The sequence below is a fragment of the Bacillus sp. FSL K6-3312 genome, assembly GCF_038007485.1.
Classification (GTDB): Bacteria; Bacillota; Bacilli; order Bacillales; family Bacillaceae; genus Bacillus; species Bacillus pumilus.
Genome location: NZ_JBBOXI010000001.1, coordinates 1,286,974 through 1,303,032, shown reverse-complemented (window position 1 = coordinate 1,303,032; position 16,059 = coordinate 1,286,974). Strand labels below are relative to the sequence as shown.

At 43.3% G+C, this 16,059-nt stretch carries 16 protein-coding genes and 1 other annotated feature; of the genes, 5 read left to right on the top strand and 11 right to left on the bottom strand.

The window, feature by feature from the left end:
• From MHI11_RS06485 to MHI11_RS06475, 3 genes are all read right to left on the bottom strand, one after another.
• Positions 1-267 carry an IreB family regulatory phosphoprotein gene (locus tag MHI11_RS06485; protein WP_024718370.1) on the bottom strand — a complete coding sequence of 89 codons (267 nt, stop codon included), beginning with the start codon at positions 265-267 and terminating at the stop codon, positions 1-3.
• 89 nt (positions 268-356) lie between these two features.
• Positions 357-2,993, bottom strand: coding sequence for an alanine--tRNA ligase (gene alaS / locus MHI11_RS06480; protein WP_340960713.1), 2,637 nt, complete (start codon positions 2,991-2,993; stop codon positions 357-359).
• An 80-nt stretch (positions 2,994-3,073) separates the two neighbouring features.
• Positions 3,074-3,282 (bottom strand) — a binding site (T-box leader).
• 46 nt (positions 3,283-3,328) lie between these two features.
• Complete coding sequence (locus MHI11_RS06475; RefSeq protein WP_044139591.1) at positions 3,329-4,393, bottom strand: AI-2E family transporter; 1,065 nt, start codon at positions 4,391-4,393, stop codon at positions 3,329-3,331.
• A gap of 169 nt (positions 4,394-4,562) precedes the next feature.
• Here MHI11_RS06475 and MHI11_RS06470 point away from each other — a divergent pair, with 169 nt between their 5' ends.
• From MHI11_RS06470 to MHI11_RS06455, 4 genes are all read left to right on the top strand, one after another.
• Positions 4,563-5,291 carry an amino acid ABC transporter ATP-binding protein gene (locus MHI11_RS06470; protein WP_044139592.1) on the top strand — a complete coding sequence of 243 codons (729 nt, stop codon included), beginning with the start codon at positions 4,563-4,565 and terminating at the stop codon, positions 5,289-5,291.
• Between the two features lie 13 nt (positions 5,292-5,304).
• Complete coding sequence (locus tag MHI11_RS06465) at positions 5,305-6,114, top strand: transporter substrate-binding domain-containing protein (RefSeq protein ID WP_340960712.1); 810 nt, start codon at positions 5,305-5,307, stop codon at positions 6,112-6,114.
• An 80-nt stretch (positions 6,115-6,194) separates the two neighbouring features.
• On the top strand, positions 6,195-6,848 hold the full coding sequence (locus MHI11_RS06460) for an amino acid ABC transporter permease (protein ID WP_003216507.1): 654 nt from the start codon (positions 6,195-6,197) through the stop codon (positions 6,846-6,848).
• A gap of 15 nt (positions 6,849-6,863) precedes the next feature.
• A complete protein-coding gene (locus tag MHI11_RS06455) occupies positions 6,864-7,514 on the top strand; it encodes an amino acid ABC transporter permease (protein ID WP_044139594.1) in 651 nt (216 codons plus the stop codon).
• Between the two features lie 207 nt (positions 7,515-7,721).
• On the opposite strand, the gene MHI11_RS06450 is transcribed toward MHI11_RS06455, so the two are convergent.
• The 8 genes from MHI11_RS06450 to cymR form a co-directional block, all read right to left on the bottom strand.
• On the bottom strand, positions 7,722-7,853 hold the full coding sequence (locus tag MHI11_RS06450; RefSeq protein WP_003216198.1) for a YrzQ family protein: 132 nt from the start codon (positions 7,851-7,853) through the stop codon (positions 7,722-7,724).
• 20 nt (positions 7,854-7,873) lie between these two features.
• Positions 7,874-8,065, bottom strand: coding sequence for a hypothetical protein (locus MHI11_RS06445; RefSeq protein WP_003216308.1), 192 nt, complete (start codon positions 8,063-8,065; stop codon positions 7,874-7,876).
• A 13-nt stretch (positions 8,066-8,078) separates the two neighbouring features.
• Positions 8,079-8,642 carry a PRC-barrel domain-containing protein gene (locus MHI11_RS06440; RefSeq protein WP_340960711.1) on the bottom strand — a complete coding sequence of 188 codons (564 nt, stop codon included), beginning with the start codon at positions 8,640-8,642 and terminating at the stop codon, positions 8,079-8,081.
• 28 nt (positions 8,643-8,670) lie between these two features.
• Positions 8,671-11,055 carry an SF1B family DNA helicase RecD2 gene (recD2, locus tag MHI11_RS06435; RefSeq protein ID WP_106065665.1) on the bottom strand — a complete coding sequence of 795 codons (2,385 nt, stop codon included), beginning with the start codon at positions 11,053-11,055 and terminating at the stop codon, positions 8,671-8,673.
• A gap of 19 nt (positions 11,056-11,074) precedes the next feature.
• A complete protein-coding gene (locus MHI11_RS06430) occupies positions 11,075-11,728 on the bottom strand; it encodes a tetratricopeptide repeat protein (RefSeq protein ID WP_340960710.1) in 654 nt (217 codons plus the stop codon).
• 60 nt (positions 11,729-11,788) lie between these two features.
• Positions 11,789-12,907, bottom strand: a complete 1,119-nt coding sequence (mnmA, locus tag MHI11_RS06425; protein WP_003216305.1) for a tRNA 2-thiouridine(34) synthase MnmA — start codon at positions 12,905-12,907, stop codon at positions 11,789-11,791.
• 95 nt (positions 12,908-13,002) lie between these two features.
• Positions 13,003-14,145 (bottom strand): cysteine desulfurase family protein, encoded by a 1,143-nt coding sequence (locus MHI11_RS06420; RefSeq protein WP_044139598.1) that lies wholly within the window; start codon positions 14,143-14,145, stop codon positions 13,003-13,005.
• Between the two features lie 18 nt (positions 14,146-14,163).
• Complete coding sequence (gene cymR / locus MHI11_RS06415) at positions 14,164-14,583, bottom strand: cysteine metabolism transcriptional regulator CymR (protein WP_044139599.1); 420 nt, start codon at positions 14,581-14,583, stop codon at positions 14,164-14,166.
• Between the two features lie 207 nt (positions 14,584-14,790).
• Here cymR and MHI11_RS06410 point away from each other — a divergent pair, with 207 nt between their 5' ends.
• Positions 14,791-16,056 (top strand): replication-associated recombination protein A, encoded by a 1,266-nt coding sequence (locus MHI11_RS06410; RefSeq protein ID WP_044139600.1) that lies wholly within the window; start codon positions 14,791-14,793, stop codon positions 16,054-16,056.
• Positions 16,057-16,059 lie beyond the last annotated feature (3 nt).

Here is a 16,059-nt window from a genome sequence, read left to right as displayed (position 1 = left end):
TTACGCCTCTTTATGTGTCTCTAAGTACGATTTAACCAATTCCTCAATTAATTCGTCTCGTTCTAGTTTACGAATTAGGTTGCGAGCATCCTGATGTCTTGGAATATAAGCAGGGTCGCCTGACAGCAAGTATCCGACAATTTGATTGATCGGGTTGTATCCTTTTTCTTGGAGTGCGTCATATACTGTAATGAGCACTTCATTCACATTGGTTTCAGCTGAATCATCAGAGAAGTTAAACTTCATTGTCTTATCAAATGAACTCACTGCTTCTTGCACCTCTCTTCCAACATTCTACTAGCAAGCTTTTTTCTAACCGCTCATCTAATACCATTATTCTACACTACATCGCCAGATTATAAAACGGATTTGACAGATTCTTCGACAATTGCCAGTGCTTCTTCTAGCTTTTCCGGTTGTTTTCCGCCTGCTTGTGCCATGTCTGGGCGTCCGCCTCCGCCTCCGCCGCAGATTTCAGCTGCCTGTTTCACAAGTTTCCCTGCATGCAGACCTTTTTCGATGACGTCTTTTGTCACCCCTGCTGAAATGTTTACTTTTCCGTTTTGAACGGCTCCGAGCACAATGACAGCTGATCCTAATTTGGCTTTTAAGTCATCAACCATTGTTCTTAAATGGTTCATGTCTTTCGCGTTTACTTTTTCAGTTAACACTTTTACTCCGCCGATTTCTGTCACTTTCTCTAAAATAGAGCCTGCTTCAGCCTGGCTTAATTTTGCAAGAAGAGATTCGTTTTCTCTTTGAACCTCTTTTAAATCTGCCTGCAATGAAGCGATACGTTTTGGTACATCCTTCGTATTTGACTTCAGCTCACTCGCTGCCTGCTCTAAAATCGTCAGCTGGTCATTTAATTCTTCGTATGCCCCTTTACCAGTCACCGCCTCAATCCGGCGTGTTCCAGCACCAATACCCGATTCAGATGCAATTTTAAACAACCCGATTTCCGCAGTATTTTGCACATGACAGCCGCCGCATAGCTCGATGCTGTAATCGCCTACTTGGACAACTCGGACAATATCACCATACTTCTCGCCAAAGAGCGCCATTGCACCCATTTCTTTTGCTTCAGCAATCGGCTTCAGGTCAATAGCAACAGAGATGCCTTCCCAGATCTTTTCGTTCACCATTTTTTCAATCTGAGACAATTCTTCTTTTGTGACTTGTCCAAAGTGAGAGAAGTCAAAGCGAAGTCTATTTTCATTCACCAATGATCCTGCCTGGTTCACGTGGCTGCCCAAAACGTCTTTTAGCGCCTGATGCAAAAGATGTGTCGCTGTATGGTTTTTCACAATGCCTTTTCGAAGAGCTGATTCCACTTCCGCAGTGACTTCAAGTCCTTTTTTGGCTGTACCGCTTACGACTACTCCCTCATGAACATGCTGACCATTTGGCGCCTTTTTCACATCTTTGATGTCAATGTTCACTTCAGCGCTTTTCAATGTCCCTTTATCAGCCACTTGTCCGCCGCTTTCCGCATAGAAAGGTGTTTCATCTAACAAAATTTGCACTGTATCGCCTTCATGTGCTTCTGTGACAATTTCACCGTTTTGAAGCAATTCGACAATATGGGCATCTGCCGTTAGATTTTCGTAGCCAACAAATGTGCTTTCTACTTTAATATCTCCTAAAGCGCCACCTTGAACCTGCATACTGCCGACATCTTGTCTCGCATTTCTTGCACGTTCACGCTGCTTCTCCATCTCAGCCTGGAAGCCTTCTCGATCCACTGTCATATTCTCATCTTCTGCATATTCTTCTGTGAGCTCGACAGGGAATCCATACGTATCATACAGCTTAAATACATCTTCACCTGAAATCTGCGTGCTGCCTTTGTCTCTTTCTTTTTTGATGACTTCTGACAAAATAGCTAAGCCTTCGTTCAGTGTTTCATGGAAGCGTTCTTCTTCATTCTTGATGACTTTCGCAATAAATTCTTCTTTCGCTTGTACATCTGGGTAGAAATCCTTCATGATTTCCGCCACAACTGGAACTAAGTCAAACATAAACGGGCGATGGATGTGAATGGTTTTTGCATAACGCACGGCACGGCGAAGCAAACGTCTTAACACATACCCGCGGCCTTCATTGGAAGGAAGCGCTCCATCACTTACAGCAAAGGCAACCGTTCGGATGTGGTCCGCAATGACTTTGAATGCTGTATCCTTTTCCTTTGTCTCGCCATAGCTTTCTCCAGAAATGGTCTCAACTGCACGAATAATTGGCATGAATAGATCTGTATCAAAATTCGTTGGCACGTTTTGAATGACAGATACCATTCGTTCAAGACCCATCCCTGTATCAATGTTTTTCTTCGGAAGCGGCGTGTATGACCCATCTGGATTATGGTTAAATTCAGAGAACACTAGGTTCCACACTTCTAGATAACGCTCATTTTCTCCGCCGGGATATAATTCTGGATCGTTCATGTCGTGACCGTATGATTCACCGCGGTCATAGAAAATTTCGGTATTCGGTCCACTTGGGCCCTCGCCAATATCCCAGAAGTTGCCTTCAAGGCGAATAATACGTTCTTCTGGTACACCAATTTTATCTCTCCATAGTACATACGCTTCTTCGTCCTCTGGATGGACAGTGACAGATAACAAATTCGGGTCAAAACCAATCCACTCGTCACTTGTAAGGAACTCCCACGCCCATTCGATCGCTTCTTCTTTAAAATAATCACCAATAGAGAAGTTGCCGAGCATTTCAAAGAACGTATGATGGCGTGCCGTTTTTCCTACGTTTTCAATATCATTTGTACGTATCGATTTTTGCGCGTTGCAAATACGCGGATTTTCAGGTACAACGCGGCCATCAAAGTATTTCTTTAATGTCGCCACGCCGCTGTTGATCCACAAAAGTGTCGGATCATCATGCGGTACGAGTGATGCACTCGGTTCTACAGCATGTCCTTTTTCTTTAAAAAAGTCTAAAAACATTTGGCGTACTTGAGCTGAAGTTAAAGTTTTCATTCTAAAATCCTCCCTTATCATTCATCAATCTCCACACAAACGAAAAAACACCCCGCCCTATGCAAGCACAAAACGACTTACACAGGGACGAGATGCTCTCGCGGTACCACCCTGATTATAGACCTATTCGTCTATCACCTTCACATCCGATAACGCCGGAAGAGAGCGGCAGTGTTTATCTGCACTCGGGACTAGCTTCCGTTAAAGGTCTGATAAGGCTTTTTTCAGCAAAATAAAGCCTCTCTCTGCAACAGCTTTTTAACGTACTCGGGTCCGTCATTGAATTCAGTATGTAGTATGAATCGAAATTATTATAGACAACTCGGCTCCTCTTGTCAATGAACGCTTCGTCTCATGAGAATATATTGCACAATGATCACTCTGATGATAGCGGCAGTTGGTACGGCTAAAATCATGCCAATTAAACCAAATAACTCTCCTCCTGCAATCAAGACAAGCATAATGACGACAGGATGCATATGAAGGCTTCTCCCTACGATGATCGGGCTGAGGATGTTGCTTTCTAAAAATTGCAGCACCGCTACTGTAATCAGCACAATCATAACCGATTTAACCGAGATGGTAAACGCAATAAAGACAGCGGGAACCGCACCGATAATTGGTCCAAAATACGGAATGACATTCGTTGCGCCAATCAGCATACCTAGGACAAGCGGATACGGGATATGAAACAGCCAGAGCACAATGGCTGCTGCCCCCCCAATTAATGAACAGACAAGCAGCTGCCCTCTAATATAATTACCAAGTGATTCATCAACTGCCTTCACAAACGCATGTCCCCTCTTCCGAAAAGATGGCGGCGTCAAATACCATGCAGCCCGCTTCATCGTATTCATGTCCTTCACCATATAAAAAACAAGAAAAGGAATGAGTGCTGCAATTAATGCGTAATCAAGTAATACTTTACAGCTAAGAATCATCCGCTCCGCGCCGTTAGCTGCATATGTCTCCGATTGAACAATTAAGCGATCCAAGCGGTCGTGAAGTCCGTCAGGCCAATGGCTTGTATGATGATGAATATGTGATAAAGCGCCATTATACGTTTCAGCAAGCACAGGAATTTGTTCTGACAACTCATTTAACTGCTTGATCATGACAGGCGCTCCTTTATAAACCGCAAGCCCAATCCCGCCAAAAAACAGTACATAAATCAATAAAAGACTAACAGTCCTTGGTAAGCCCCCCGCGTGCAATTTTTCCACTATCGGATAAAGCAGATAAGAAATAAAAATGGCAATGAGAAGCGGAATTAGAACCGCCTTTAACAACAAAAAAATAGGCATCCATAACTCGTCGAGCTGCAGTAAAATGAGCAAGGATGCAAGGACAAGCAGGACCCCTGCGGCATATATCAGAAATTGGACCGGACGTTTCTTCACCTTTTTCACCTCTTTTCTTATTGTTTATCCATCTTCTGTAATTATCCATGTAAATAAAATTTGTCCTAACTTTGTTAAAAATGAATACACATGAAACATACAGCTCCATCCAAAGTCACTAAAATGTCTCTACACTGAATATTCCATCATGTACAAGAGGAGGTTCTTCATGATCACATTCGAAGAAGTCAACAAGCATTATGGCCAGTTCCATGTACTGAAAGACATTAACCTACATATTCAAAAAGGTGAGGTTGTCGTGATCATCGGTCCTTCAGGATCAGGTAAAAGCACGATGCTCAGATGCATCAATCGTCTTGAAAGCATTGATGAGGGAAAGGTACTCGTCAACGAAGTGCCTGTTCAGCATCCGAAGACCAACATCAATCTTGTCAGGCAAAATATTGGGATGGTGTTTCAGCATTTTCACCTCTACCCTCATAAGACGGTGCTTGAAAACATTATGCTTGCGCCAATGAAGGTGAAAAAGGTGAGCAAGGAAGAAGCGAGGGAAACAGCCGAATTTTATTTAAATAAAGTCGGCATTCCTGATAAAGCGGACGCCTACCCTTCAAGACTCTCAGGCGGACAGCAGCAGCGTGTTGCCATTGCAAGAGGGCTTGCGATGAAACCAGAGGTCATGCTGTTTGACGAACCGACATCCGCACTTGACCCAGAGATGATTGGAGAGGTACTAGATGTGATGAAGCAGCTCGCCCGAGAAGGAATGACCATGGTTGTCGTCACTCATGAGATGGGATTTGCCAGAGAAGTCGCCGACCGTATTGTCTTTATTGATGAAGGCAGAGTTCTTGAAGAGTCAACACCGGCTGCATTTTATGAGAAACCGCGTGAGAAACGCGCTCAGCTCTTTTTAAGCCGTATTTTAAATCACTAGGGGGAATGATTTGATGAAAAAAATGAAACGCTTTGGCCTACTACTCTTTATGACTTGCTGTATTGCTGCATTGGCTGCTTGCGGATCTGCTGAAAAAGGCTCGACTGATGCAAAAAAAGGAAGCTCTTTAGAAACCATTCAGAAAGACAAAAAAATCATATTTGGGGTCAAGAATGATACACGTCTCTTCGGTCTAAAAAACCCTAGCAGTGGAGATATCGAAGGGTTTGATATCGATATTGCAAAAGCTATCGCAAAGGAAATGCTCGGTGTTGAAGGAAAAGCAGAATTCAAAGAAGTGACATCAAAAACGAGAATTCCTTTACTGCAAAAAGGAGATATTCATGCGATCGTCGCAACCATGACGATTACCGAAGAGCGTAAAAAAGAAGTCAATTTCTCAGATGTTTACTTTGAAGCAGGACAATCACTGCTTGTGAAAAAAGGAAGCGACATTCAATCGATTGATGATCTTAAAAAAGGGACGAAAGTGCTTGCAGTGAAAGGATCTACTTCTTCTCAAAATATCCGCGAGAAAGCACCTAAAGCGTCTGTATTAGAATTTGAGAACTATCAGGAGGCTTTTACAGCTTTAAAATCAAACCAAGGGCAAGTGCTGACAACCGATAATGCGATCTTATTTGGTATGGCAGATGAGGATTCAAATTACGAAGTCGTCGGCGGCACCTTTACAGATGAGCCTTACGGTATTGCTGTGAAAAAAGGTGATCAGAAATTAACAGCTGCGATCAATAAAGCCCTAAAAACCTTAAAAGACAATGGAGAGTATGACAAGATTCATCAAAAATGGATCAAAGAATAACCGTTTGACTTGTGAAGAATGATTCTCTCAAGGTGAGCCGCTCATTGGCTCACCTGTTGATCAGGAAGGAAGTGAACTGATTGCTACGGTTTTCCATTCTTATTGAAAATTTTCATCTTTATGTAGAAGGCTTTAAATATACCATTGGTGCAAGTGTCATTGCTTTGATTGGAAGCTTTTTGATCGGTACACTCATTGCCATTATGAGAATTGCGCCACTTAGGCCGCTCAACTGGTTAGGAACGGCTTACGTGGAATTTGTTCGGAATATTCCGTTATTATTGATTACATTTGTCTTCTTCTTTGGATTACCCGTGCTAGGCATTGTAGCAGATGGCTTCACCGCTGGCACAATTGCCCTTGCCATTTATACGTCTGCCTTTATTGCTGAAGCCATTCGCGCAGGGATACAAGCTGTACCGCTTGGACAAATGGAAGCAGCCCGTGCTTCAGGTCTATCCTATGGCGGGACGATGCGGTATATCATTCTGCCGCAAGCGATTAAAATTGTCATTCCCCCTCTTGGGAATCAATTTATTAACCTTGTCAAAAACTCCTCTATTTTAGGTGTTATTGCAGGGTTTGACCTTATGTATCAAGGAGACCTCATCGCTTCTAGAACATTTGTGACATTTGATGTCTACATCTTTGTTGCCATGTTCTATCTGCTATTAACGATTCCGCTCAGTTTAGGCGTTGGTTATTTAGAAAAAAGATTAGCAAGAAGCCACTAGAAAGGAGGAAACATCATGGATTTTCTAGGTGCCTACCAGCCTGATCATCTCGCCTTTTTACTTGAAGGATTTGCTGTCACCTTAAAAGTGGCTTTTATCTCCATCATTTTGAGCTTTCTCATTGGATTAGTCATTGGCACATTGCGGTTCGCTCAAATTCCGGTTTTATCAAAGATACTTGCAATCGTCGTAGAAACCATCCGAAACCTGCCGCTCTTATTGATCATTTTTTTCACATATTTTGCACTGCCCGAAATCGGCATTAAGCTGAGCATTACAGCCTCGGCTATCGCAGCTTTAACCGTATTTGAATCAGCGATGCTGTCAGAAATTATTCGGAGCGGTTTAAAATCAATTGATAAGGGGCAGATCGAAGCAGCCAGGTCTTCAGGTTTAACCTATATCCAAACATTAAAAATGATTATTATGCCGCAGGCTTTACGCCGAATGGTGCCGCCAATTGTCAGTCAATTCATCTCTCTTTTAAAAGATACGTCACTAGCTGTTGTCATTGCACTTCCAGAACTATTGCATCACGCTCAAATATTAAACGGTCAGAGCCAATCTTACTTACTGCCCATTTTCTTATTAGCGGCAATGATGTATTTTGTCGTCAATTTCAGCTTATCATTACTCGCGCGCCGATTAGAATATAGGCAGGCATAAAAAAGGACATCCGTTTTGGCGGATGTCTCAGCGTGTAGGCAAACCCTCGCATTCGGTGTCAGGTCTGCGCTCCGTACTCACGAATGTCAAATTCGCTCCGCAAAGGTAGCTGCCCTTCCTAGACTTCAAAGGTTTTCTATCACGCTGAAAATGAAAACAAAGGGCTAAAATGAAGGTCATTTTAGCCCTTTGCCAACAATTATTTGCTTACATCATTCTCATAACGCGTTTTCTTAGCTTTTTCATATCCCGCTTTGATGGCATATCATATCGGCTTGCAAAGTGATATGCGAGTGCACCTGCACCAAGCGTTAATAGTGAAGAAGTCATTTTGCCCATTCGAAATTCCCCCTTAACACTTATAGTTGAATTGAACGTTCATCATCACTAAACAGATCATCTAAGCTGCTTAGTGTTCCGTCTTCTTCCACTTGGTGTGTAGATATTTTGCCTTTTGACAGCGTCAATTCAATAAAACAGCCCCAGCAATAATATTGATTGACCCCAATTTTTCCGATGTCTTTACATTTGCAATTTGGGCAAATGAGCATAATCAGCACCTCTTTACGTTCGGTTTAGAACAAGTGCTTCCTTTTGAACGTTGATCAAGGTTCCGGCAGCCTGAAGCTGTTTTCGAATCCCTGATAGCTCTGTAAAGAAGCCGTCCGAGAGTTCATATGCTACGATTGTGCCCGAATTTGTGCAAAAGTATACATCTTCTAAAATGCCTAAATTTTCACCGTCAGACGACTGCATCATTTTCTTTTTCAATTTCGAAAATAAGAAGGATGGGGCGGAGGATTCCATGCCTATTCCCTCCTGGCAGCTCACATATAAGCCCTTGTCTGTCAGCTGATCCCCAGCCGAGAATGGAACGAGTGCACAGTCTTTCTTTTTCCCATCTAACACATATCCTCCGCAGTTGCCTCCGGCTAATAAACAAATATCTTTTATCGAACCAAGTGAATGAGACGTTTCACCTGTATAGATTGACATTCCTTCAAGCTCTCGACATGTTCTCAAAATGTGCTCAACCACCTTTTGCGGAACAGTCTTATCGTGTGCGTTTGCGTCAAGACTCATACGAAGAAATGGCTTCCATGAACGAAATATGAGATTTCTTTTCATGCTAAAAAAGCTCCCATCTGGAAGCCTTTTATTCATGCATAAAATCAAATGGAGTGATTCCCTCCATACCGATATTTGCATCATGCACGCTAAACGGCAGTTCTTTTTGAAGTGCTGCAAGCTCCGCATCCATAACCTCTTCGGTTTGCACGAGCCGCATCGTTAAGGACGTTTGTCTGAGCGAATCCTCATTATTTTTCACGCCCCACTCCAGTGCTGATTCCTCGCCGCACAGAATTAAAAACTTTTTACTTCGTGTAATGGCTGTGTACAGCAGATTTCGCCGAAGCATTCTATAGTAGCTTCTCACGACTGGAAGCACAACGATGGGGAATTCACTGCCTTGTGATTTGTGGATCGAACAGCAATAGGCATGTGTAAATTGATGAAAATCCTTTTTTGTAAAGGTGATTTCATTCCCATCAAAGGAGATCACAGCCATGTCTTCTTTTTCCGTGTTTTCTTTCGCATAGAAAATCGAGACAATCTCGCCAATATCACCGTTAAAAATATTGTTCTCCGGCTGATTCACAAGCTGAAGCACTTTATCACCGGTCCGGTACACGACATCACCAAATGGGATTTCTCTGCCCTTTGGTTTTTTAGGATTCAAAATGTGCTGCAGCATTTTATTGAGCTCATTAATGCCTGCTTTTCCTTTATACATGGGCGCAAGCACTTGAATGTCTTTAGCTGAATAGCCTTTTTGAGCAGCATTGCTGACGACTTTCTCAATCACTTCTTTCATTTGATCAACTGAGCATTTTATGAAAGATCGATCCTTTGAACGTGCGGTAATATCCTTTGGCAGGACGCCATTTTTCATATCATGTGCAAGTTCAACAATGCTGGAGCCGTCTGCCTGACGGTAAATATCTGTCAGGGTAACAGCTGGCACAGCTTGTGATGCAAGCAAGTCTCTTAACACTTGGCCTGGTCCGACAGACGGAAGCTGGTGTTCATCCCCCACCATGATCACTTGGATATGATCAGGAATGGCTTTAAACAAGTGATTCGCAAGCCAAATATCTAGCATACTTGATTCATCAATGATGACAAGCTTTCCTTCAATCGGCTGTTCTTCATCATGCGAGAATCCCTCTGACCCGTTCCAACCAAGCAGCCGGTGAATCGTCACAGCTGGAAGCCCTGTTGATTCTGTCATCCGTTTAGCTGCTCGTCCAGTTGGCGCCGCAAGCACAAATGGAAAGGATTCATCTTTTTTGTAATCACTCGGATCAAGAGATACCCCGTGAAGATCGCTGTAAAGCTCAACAATCCCTTTAATGACTGTTGTCTTCCCAGTCCCAGGTCCGCCTGTTAAAAGCAGCATTGGGGACATGAGCGCCTTTTGAATCGCTTCCTTTTGTGTCGGTGCATACTGGACGCCCAGCCGTTCCTCGAGCTCACCAAGAGCTAGCAGAAATTCTGATTCAGGGAATTGGTCTGCATATTCCGTTTGGGAGACGATTTTTTGTATACGTTTGGCGACACTTTGCTCGGCATAAAATAAGGACGGATGATAGCAGCGCTCATCTTCAATGATCATCTCTTTCCCTTCGCCAAGTGCAATGATCTGATTGGCGACGTCCATTTCCGTCACTTTGTACTCATTGCCTGTCTGATTGAGCAGTTTTCGGGTTTCGACGATCAAATCCTTTGTTTGTATGTACGTATGACCGTCCTGAAGGCTGGCTGTCTCCACTGTATAAAGCAAGGCTGCACGGATTCGCTCTGGGTCATTTCCTGAGATGCCGGTTCTAGCGCCAAGTTCATCCGCCTTAATAAATCCGATCCCTTCGACATCCTTGACGAGCTGATACGGGTTTTCTTCAATCTTCTGCAGCGTCTCACTCTCATACACTTGATAAATCTTCATGCTGAGCTGCGGACCAAAGCCGTATTGATTCAGGCTGATCATGATTTGTTCCAATCCTTGATGCTCCTGGAGTGCTGCGGCCAGCTTATCTGCCTTCTTTTTTGATAAGCGCGGAACGTCATACAAAACCGCTGGGTCATGCATAATTTTATGAAGCGTCTGGGTGCCAAGCTGCCCTACAATTTCTTCCGCCGTCTTTTTCCCTATCCCTTCGAATAAATCACTTGAGAGATAATGAATGATTCCTTGCTTTGTTGTCGGTACTTCCTTTTGAAAATGAGTCGCCTGAAACTGTTCACCAAATTTCGGATGGCTTGTGACTTTGCCATAGAAGGTGTAAGTTTCTTCCTCATGAAGTGCTGGGAAGTAGCCTGTGACAGATGCTGTTTTTTCCTCTAAGTTTTCAGATGTTTCAATGACTTTCACCTTTAACACCGAGTATAAATTACTTTCATTATGGAAAATAACGGCTTGAACTGTCCCCTTTAAAAACGGTTCGTCCTCAAGCTTCATTTGATCTGGATGTTCCTGCACAGGTCTTCCCTCCTTCCGTCTATTCTGCTTCTTGAATCAGCTTTTGCGCATGTAGTGCCAGCATATGGTCAGGCTGCACGTCAATGGCTTTTCCTAGCATCTCAAGTGCTGCGTCTTTTTTCTCTAAGTATGCATACGCAACCCCTAAATTATAAAAGGCATCTGCATGCTGCGGATCACGCGCGATCACCTCGGTAAAGGTCGTCACCGCTTCTTCCAGCAATTGTTCATTGGCTAAGCACATGCCAAATTGAAATCTTGCTTCATTATCATCTTCATTCAGTTCGATGGCACGCTGAAGATAAGGCATCGCAAGCTTCGGCTGCTCTAATTTGATGAGCGTTTGCCCCAGCATATAAAATAAATCACTATTTTCCATCCCAGCTTGTAGTGCTTGTTCAAAATAGTCTTTTGCTTTCATAAAGTCTTCTTTTAATGTGTATACATTTCCTGCCCCGTAATAGGCTGCAGCTGCGGCGTGATCAAGTTCGATTGCTTTTTGAAAGAAGTTTAACGCACGTTCAAATTCATTAATGCTTGAAAGCAAGTTCGCAAAGTTAATATATGGAACCGGGTCTTTCGGGCTTTCTTCAATGGCTTTCGTAAAAGCTTCTGCTGTTTTTTCGATGTTCCCCTGATTTAAGGCTTCTATGCCGATTTCGTTATGATTCATTCGCTCTCTCATCCTTTCATTAAAAAACCTCAACAGCGACGTTGAGGTTTTGAAAACATGTTACACGTACGACAGCTTTTGGCCGTCCTTAAAGACATCGTCAATTGTTCCGCCGCCGAGACATTCGTCGCCATCATAAAAGACAACCGCTTGTCCTGGTGTGACAGCACGAACGGGTTCATCAAAGATGACCATCGCTTCTTGCTCACCTGTCATTTTCACCTTCACATGGTGATCTTCTTGACGGTATCTGAATTTAGCTGTGCAGGTTAATTCACCGTTTTCACCGACAATATGAGGGCGAGTCCAGCTAATATTGACGGCTGAAATGCTTTCAGAATATAAAAGTGGATTATGGAAACCTTGTTCGACAAACAGGATATTTTGTTCCAAGTCTTTTCCAACGACAAACCAAGGATCACCGCTACCGCCAATGCCAAGACCTTGGCGCTGACCGATCGTGTAATACATCAGTCCATCGTGCTCCCCTTTGACTTCTCCGTCCATCGTCTGCATCACGCCAGGCTGTGCAGGCAAATATTGACTGAGGAACGTTTTAAAGTTTCTTTCTCCAATAAAGCAAATACCCGTTGAATCTTTTTTCGTTGCTGTTGCGAGCTCTGCTTCTTTTGCCAATTCACGAACCCTTTTTTTCTCTAGATCACCGATTGGGAACATCACTTTATCAAGCTGTTCCTGAGTCAGCTGATTTAAGAAATACGTTTGGTCTTTGTTGGCATCAAGACCTCTTAGCATTTTGACTTCATCGCCAGTTCTGTCGACGCGCGCATAGTGACCTGTTGCTAAATAATCCGCACCGAGTGACAATGCGTGCTCAAGGAACGCTTTGAACTTAATTTCTTTGTTACACATGACATCAGGGTTTGGCGTTCTGCCCGCTTTATATTCATCAAGGAAATATTGAAACACTTTGTCCCAATATTGCTTCTCAAAATTCACTGCATAATAAGGGATTCCAATTTGGTTACATACGCGGATAACATCCTCATAGTCCTCCGTTGCTGTACATACACCATTTTCATCTGTGTCATCCCAGTTTTTCATAAATATGCCGATTACATCATAGCCTTGCTCCTTTAGCATAAGAGCAGCAACTGATGAATCGACTCCTCCGGACATACCGACCACAACTCTTGTGTCTTCTGGTCTTTTTGTCATCTTCATCAACTCCATTTTCAATGAAACAGCATGTGCGTTTCGTTCTTCAGGTGCCTGGCTGTTTCATTTTTCACACACGAACAAAAGAGGAACGTTTATTTGGCTAAGCGTTTGACAACAGCTACTATCTTGCGCGCCGCCTGCTTCACATGATCCTCTTCATTCCCAAGACCGAAGCTTATTCTGACTGAGGACGTCAGCTTGTCTGCTTCTTCGCCATACATGGCGCTTAACACGTGCGAAGGAAGGACGGATCCAGCCGTACATGCAGATCCACTTGAAACAGCAATTCCTTCCATATCTAAATTCACAAGTAACGATTCGATAGAAACGCCCGGGAAATGGACATTTAAAATGTGCGGCAATGTCTCTTCCGGGTGCCCATTGATAGAGAAATCGAGTGATTCCTCTTCGAATACTTGTAGCATGATTTCTTTGAGCTTACCATAATGCATGGCTTTTTCTCTTCTATTTTGCTTCGTTAATTGAACAGCTTCTGCAAGTCCGACGATTCCTGCCACATTTTCAGTGCCAGCACGGCGTTTTCTTTCTTGTTCTCCTCCGAAAATTTGCGGAGAAAGTTTCACGCCTTCGTTTACATATAAAAAGCCCGTTCCCATTGGACCATTTAGCTTATGGCCAGAAGCAGATAAGAGATCAATATGAAGGTCTGCTACATCGATTGGCATTGTTCCAAACGCCTGCACGGCGTCTGTATGAAAATGAGCAGTGTGATTGTGTAAAAGCTCGCCAATGTCTTTGATTGGCTGAATCACACCTGTTTCATTATTGCCGTACATGATGGTCACAAGAATCGTATCATCTCTTAGTGCTTGTTTTAGTTGTTCAAGATGAATCAATCCAGTTTCATCCACATTTAAATATGTCACGTCAAATCCTAGCTTCTCTAGGCGTTCACATGTGTGCAGCACCGCATGATGCTCTGTTTTTGCTGTGATGATATGTTTTCCTTCATGCTGTCTTGCCATGGCCACACCTGTAATCGCCAGGTTGTCCGCCTCTGTTCCTCCACTTGTGAGGATGATCTCCTGTGGTTTACAGTGTAATTCTCCTGCAATCACTTCTCTTGCTTCATCGAGCCACTTTCTTGCCTCGCGCCCATATGAATGAATACTAGAGGGATTGCCAAATATCTCTGTAAAGTAAGGCATCATCTTGTCCACAATACGCTGATCCATCGGCGTTGTGGCTGCATGATCTAAATAGATACGTTCCATTCCCGGTACACCTCTGATCTAAATATAGAACATATACGCCTCTTGATCCTCGTCATCTTGATAGCTTGCCAAGTCTTCAAGAGTTGTATTGTCCAGTACGTCTTTTACTGCATCACGAATCCGAATCCAAAGTGCACGCTTTGCTGGTTCTTCGTTTTCAATGACTTCGACAGGACTAATCGGTCCTTCTAATACACGAATAATATCACCGGCTGTGATCTCGTTTGGTTCATGTGCAAGAACATAGCCGCCATATGCACCGCGAATACTTTTCACAAGACGAGCATTCCGAAGTGGTGATACAAGCTGCTCTAAATAATGCTCAGACAAATTATTGTTTTGAGCGATTGATTTTAATGATGTAGGGCCTTCGCCATGTTTTTTGGCTAATTCGATCATGATCGTCAGACCATATCTGCCTTTAGTAGAAATTTTCAAGTTAAACACCTCTGCGTTTTCTATTTCTATGTCATCAATTATTTTTCTGATTTCATATACGCTTATATAGACCAAAAGCAATTATATCATACTTTCAGCCAACTTTCATTTGCCGGTTCTGAGCGCTATAAGAGGACGCATCCCTTTTCTATTTGAAGAAATTTCGGTACTCTATACAAACAAGACATTGCTTTAGGAGAGATAATCATGAAACCTTTAGCGTACCGGATGCGCCCAAGTCATATTGAAGACATCATTGGGCAGGAGCATCTCGTTGGAGAAGGTCAAATTATTAGACGAATGGTCGAGGCAAAACATTTATCCTCGATGATTTTATACGGACCGCCGGGCATCGGAAAAACATCGATTGCGACGGCGATCGCTGGCAGTACAAGCATTGCGTTTCGGACGTTGAATGCGGTCATTCATAACAAAAAGGATATGGAAGCTGTCGCCGCTGAAGCGAAAATGAGCGGCCAGGTCATCCTCATTTTAGACGAGGTTCACAGGCTTGATAAAGGAAAGCAGGATTTTCTTCTTCCTTATTTAGAAAATGGCATGATCATTTTAATTGGCGCAACGACGGCTAACCCCTATCATGCGATCAACCCTGCCATTCGAAGTCGGACACAAATATTTGAGCTAAAACCGCTTGAAACAGAGCAAATCAAGGCTGCATTAACAAGAGCGTTACAGGATGAACATCGCGGACTTGGCGGGTATGAGGTGACAGTAGACGATGAAGCGATGAATCATTTTGCCAATGGATGCGGCGGAGACGTACGCTCTGCTTTAAATGCGTTAGAACTAGCTGTTTTATCGACAAAAGCAGATGATGCTGGGCATATTATGATCACTCTTGCCGCAGCAGAAGAATGTTTACAAAAAAAGAGCTTCTCACATGATAAGAATGGTGATGCTCATTATGATGTCCTCTCGGCTTTTCAAAAATCCATTAGAGGCTCTGACGCAGATGCGGCGCTGCATTACCTTGCCAGACTGATTGAAGCAGGAGACCTTGAAAGCATTTCAAGGAGATTACTCGTGATGGCTTACGAAGATATTGGCTTAGCTAGTCCGCAGGCAGGCCCTCGTGTGTTAAGCGCTGTTCAAACAGCAGAAAGAGTCGGCTTCCCGGAAGCACGAATTCCGCTGGCTAACGCAGTCATTGAACTGTGTCTTTCTCCTAAGTCCAACTCAGCATATAAGGCGATCGATGCGGCACTTGGTGACATTCGTTCAGGGAAAATTGGTGAAATCCCTGTTCATTTAAAGGATGCTCACTACAAAGGAGCTACAGCACTCGGCAGAGGTGTTGATTATTTATACCCGCACGATTATGAAAACGGCTGGGTGAAGCAACAGTACTTACCTGATCCGCTGAAAAACAAGCAATACTATGAACCGAAGCAAACAGGTAAATTTGAAGGCGCACTGAAACAAGTATATGAGAATTTAAAACGCCAAAAATAAAAA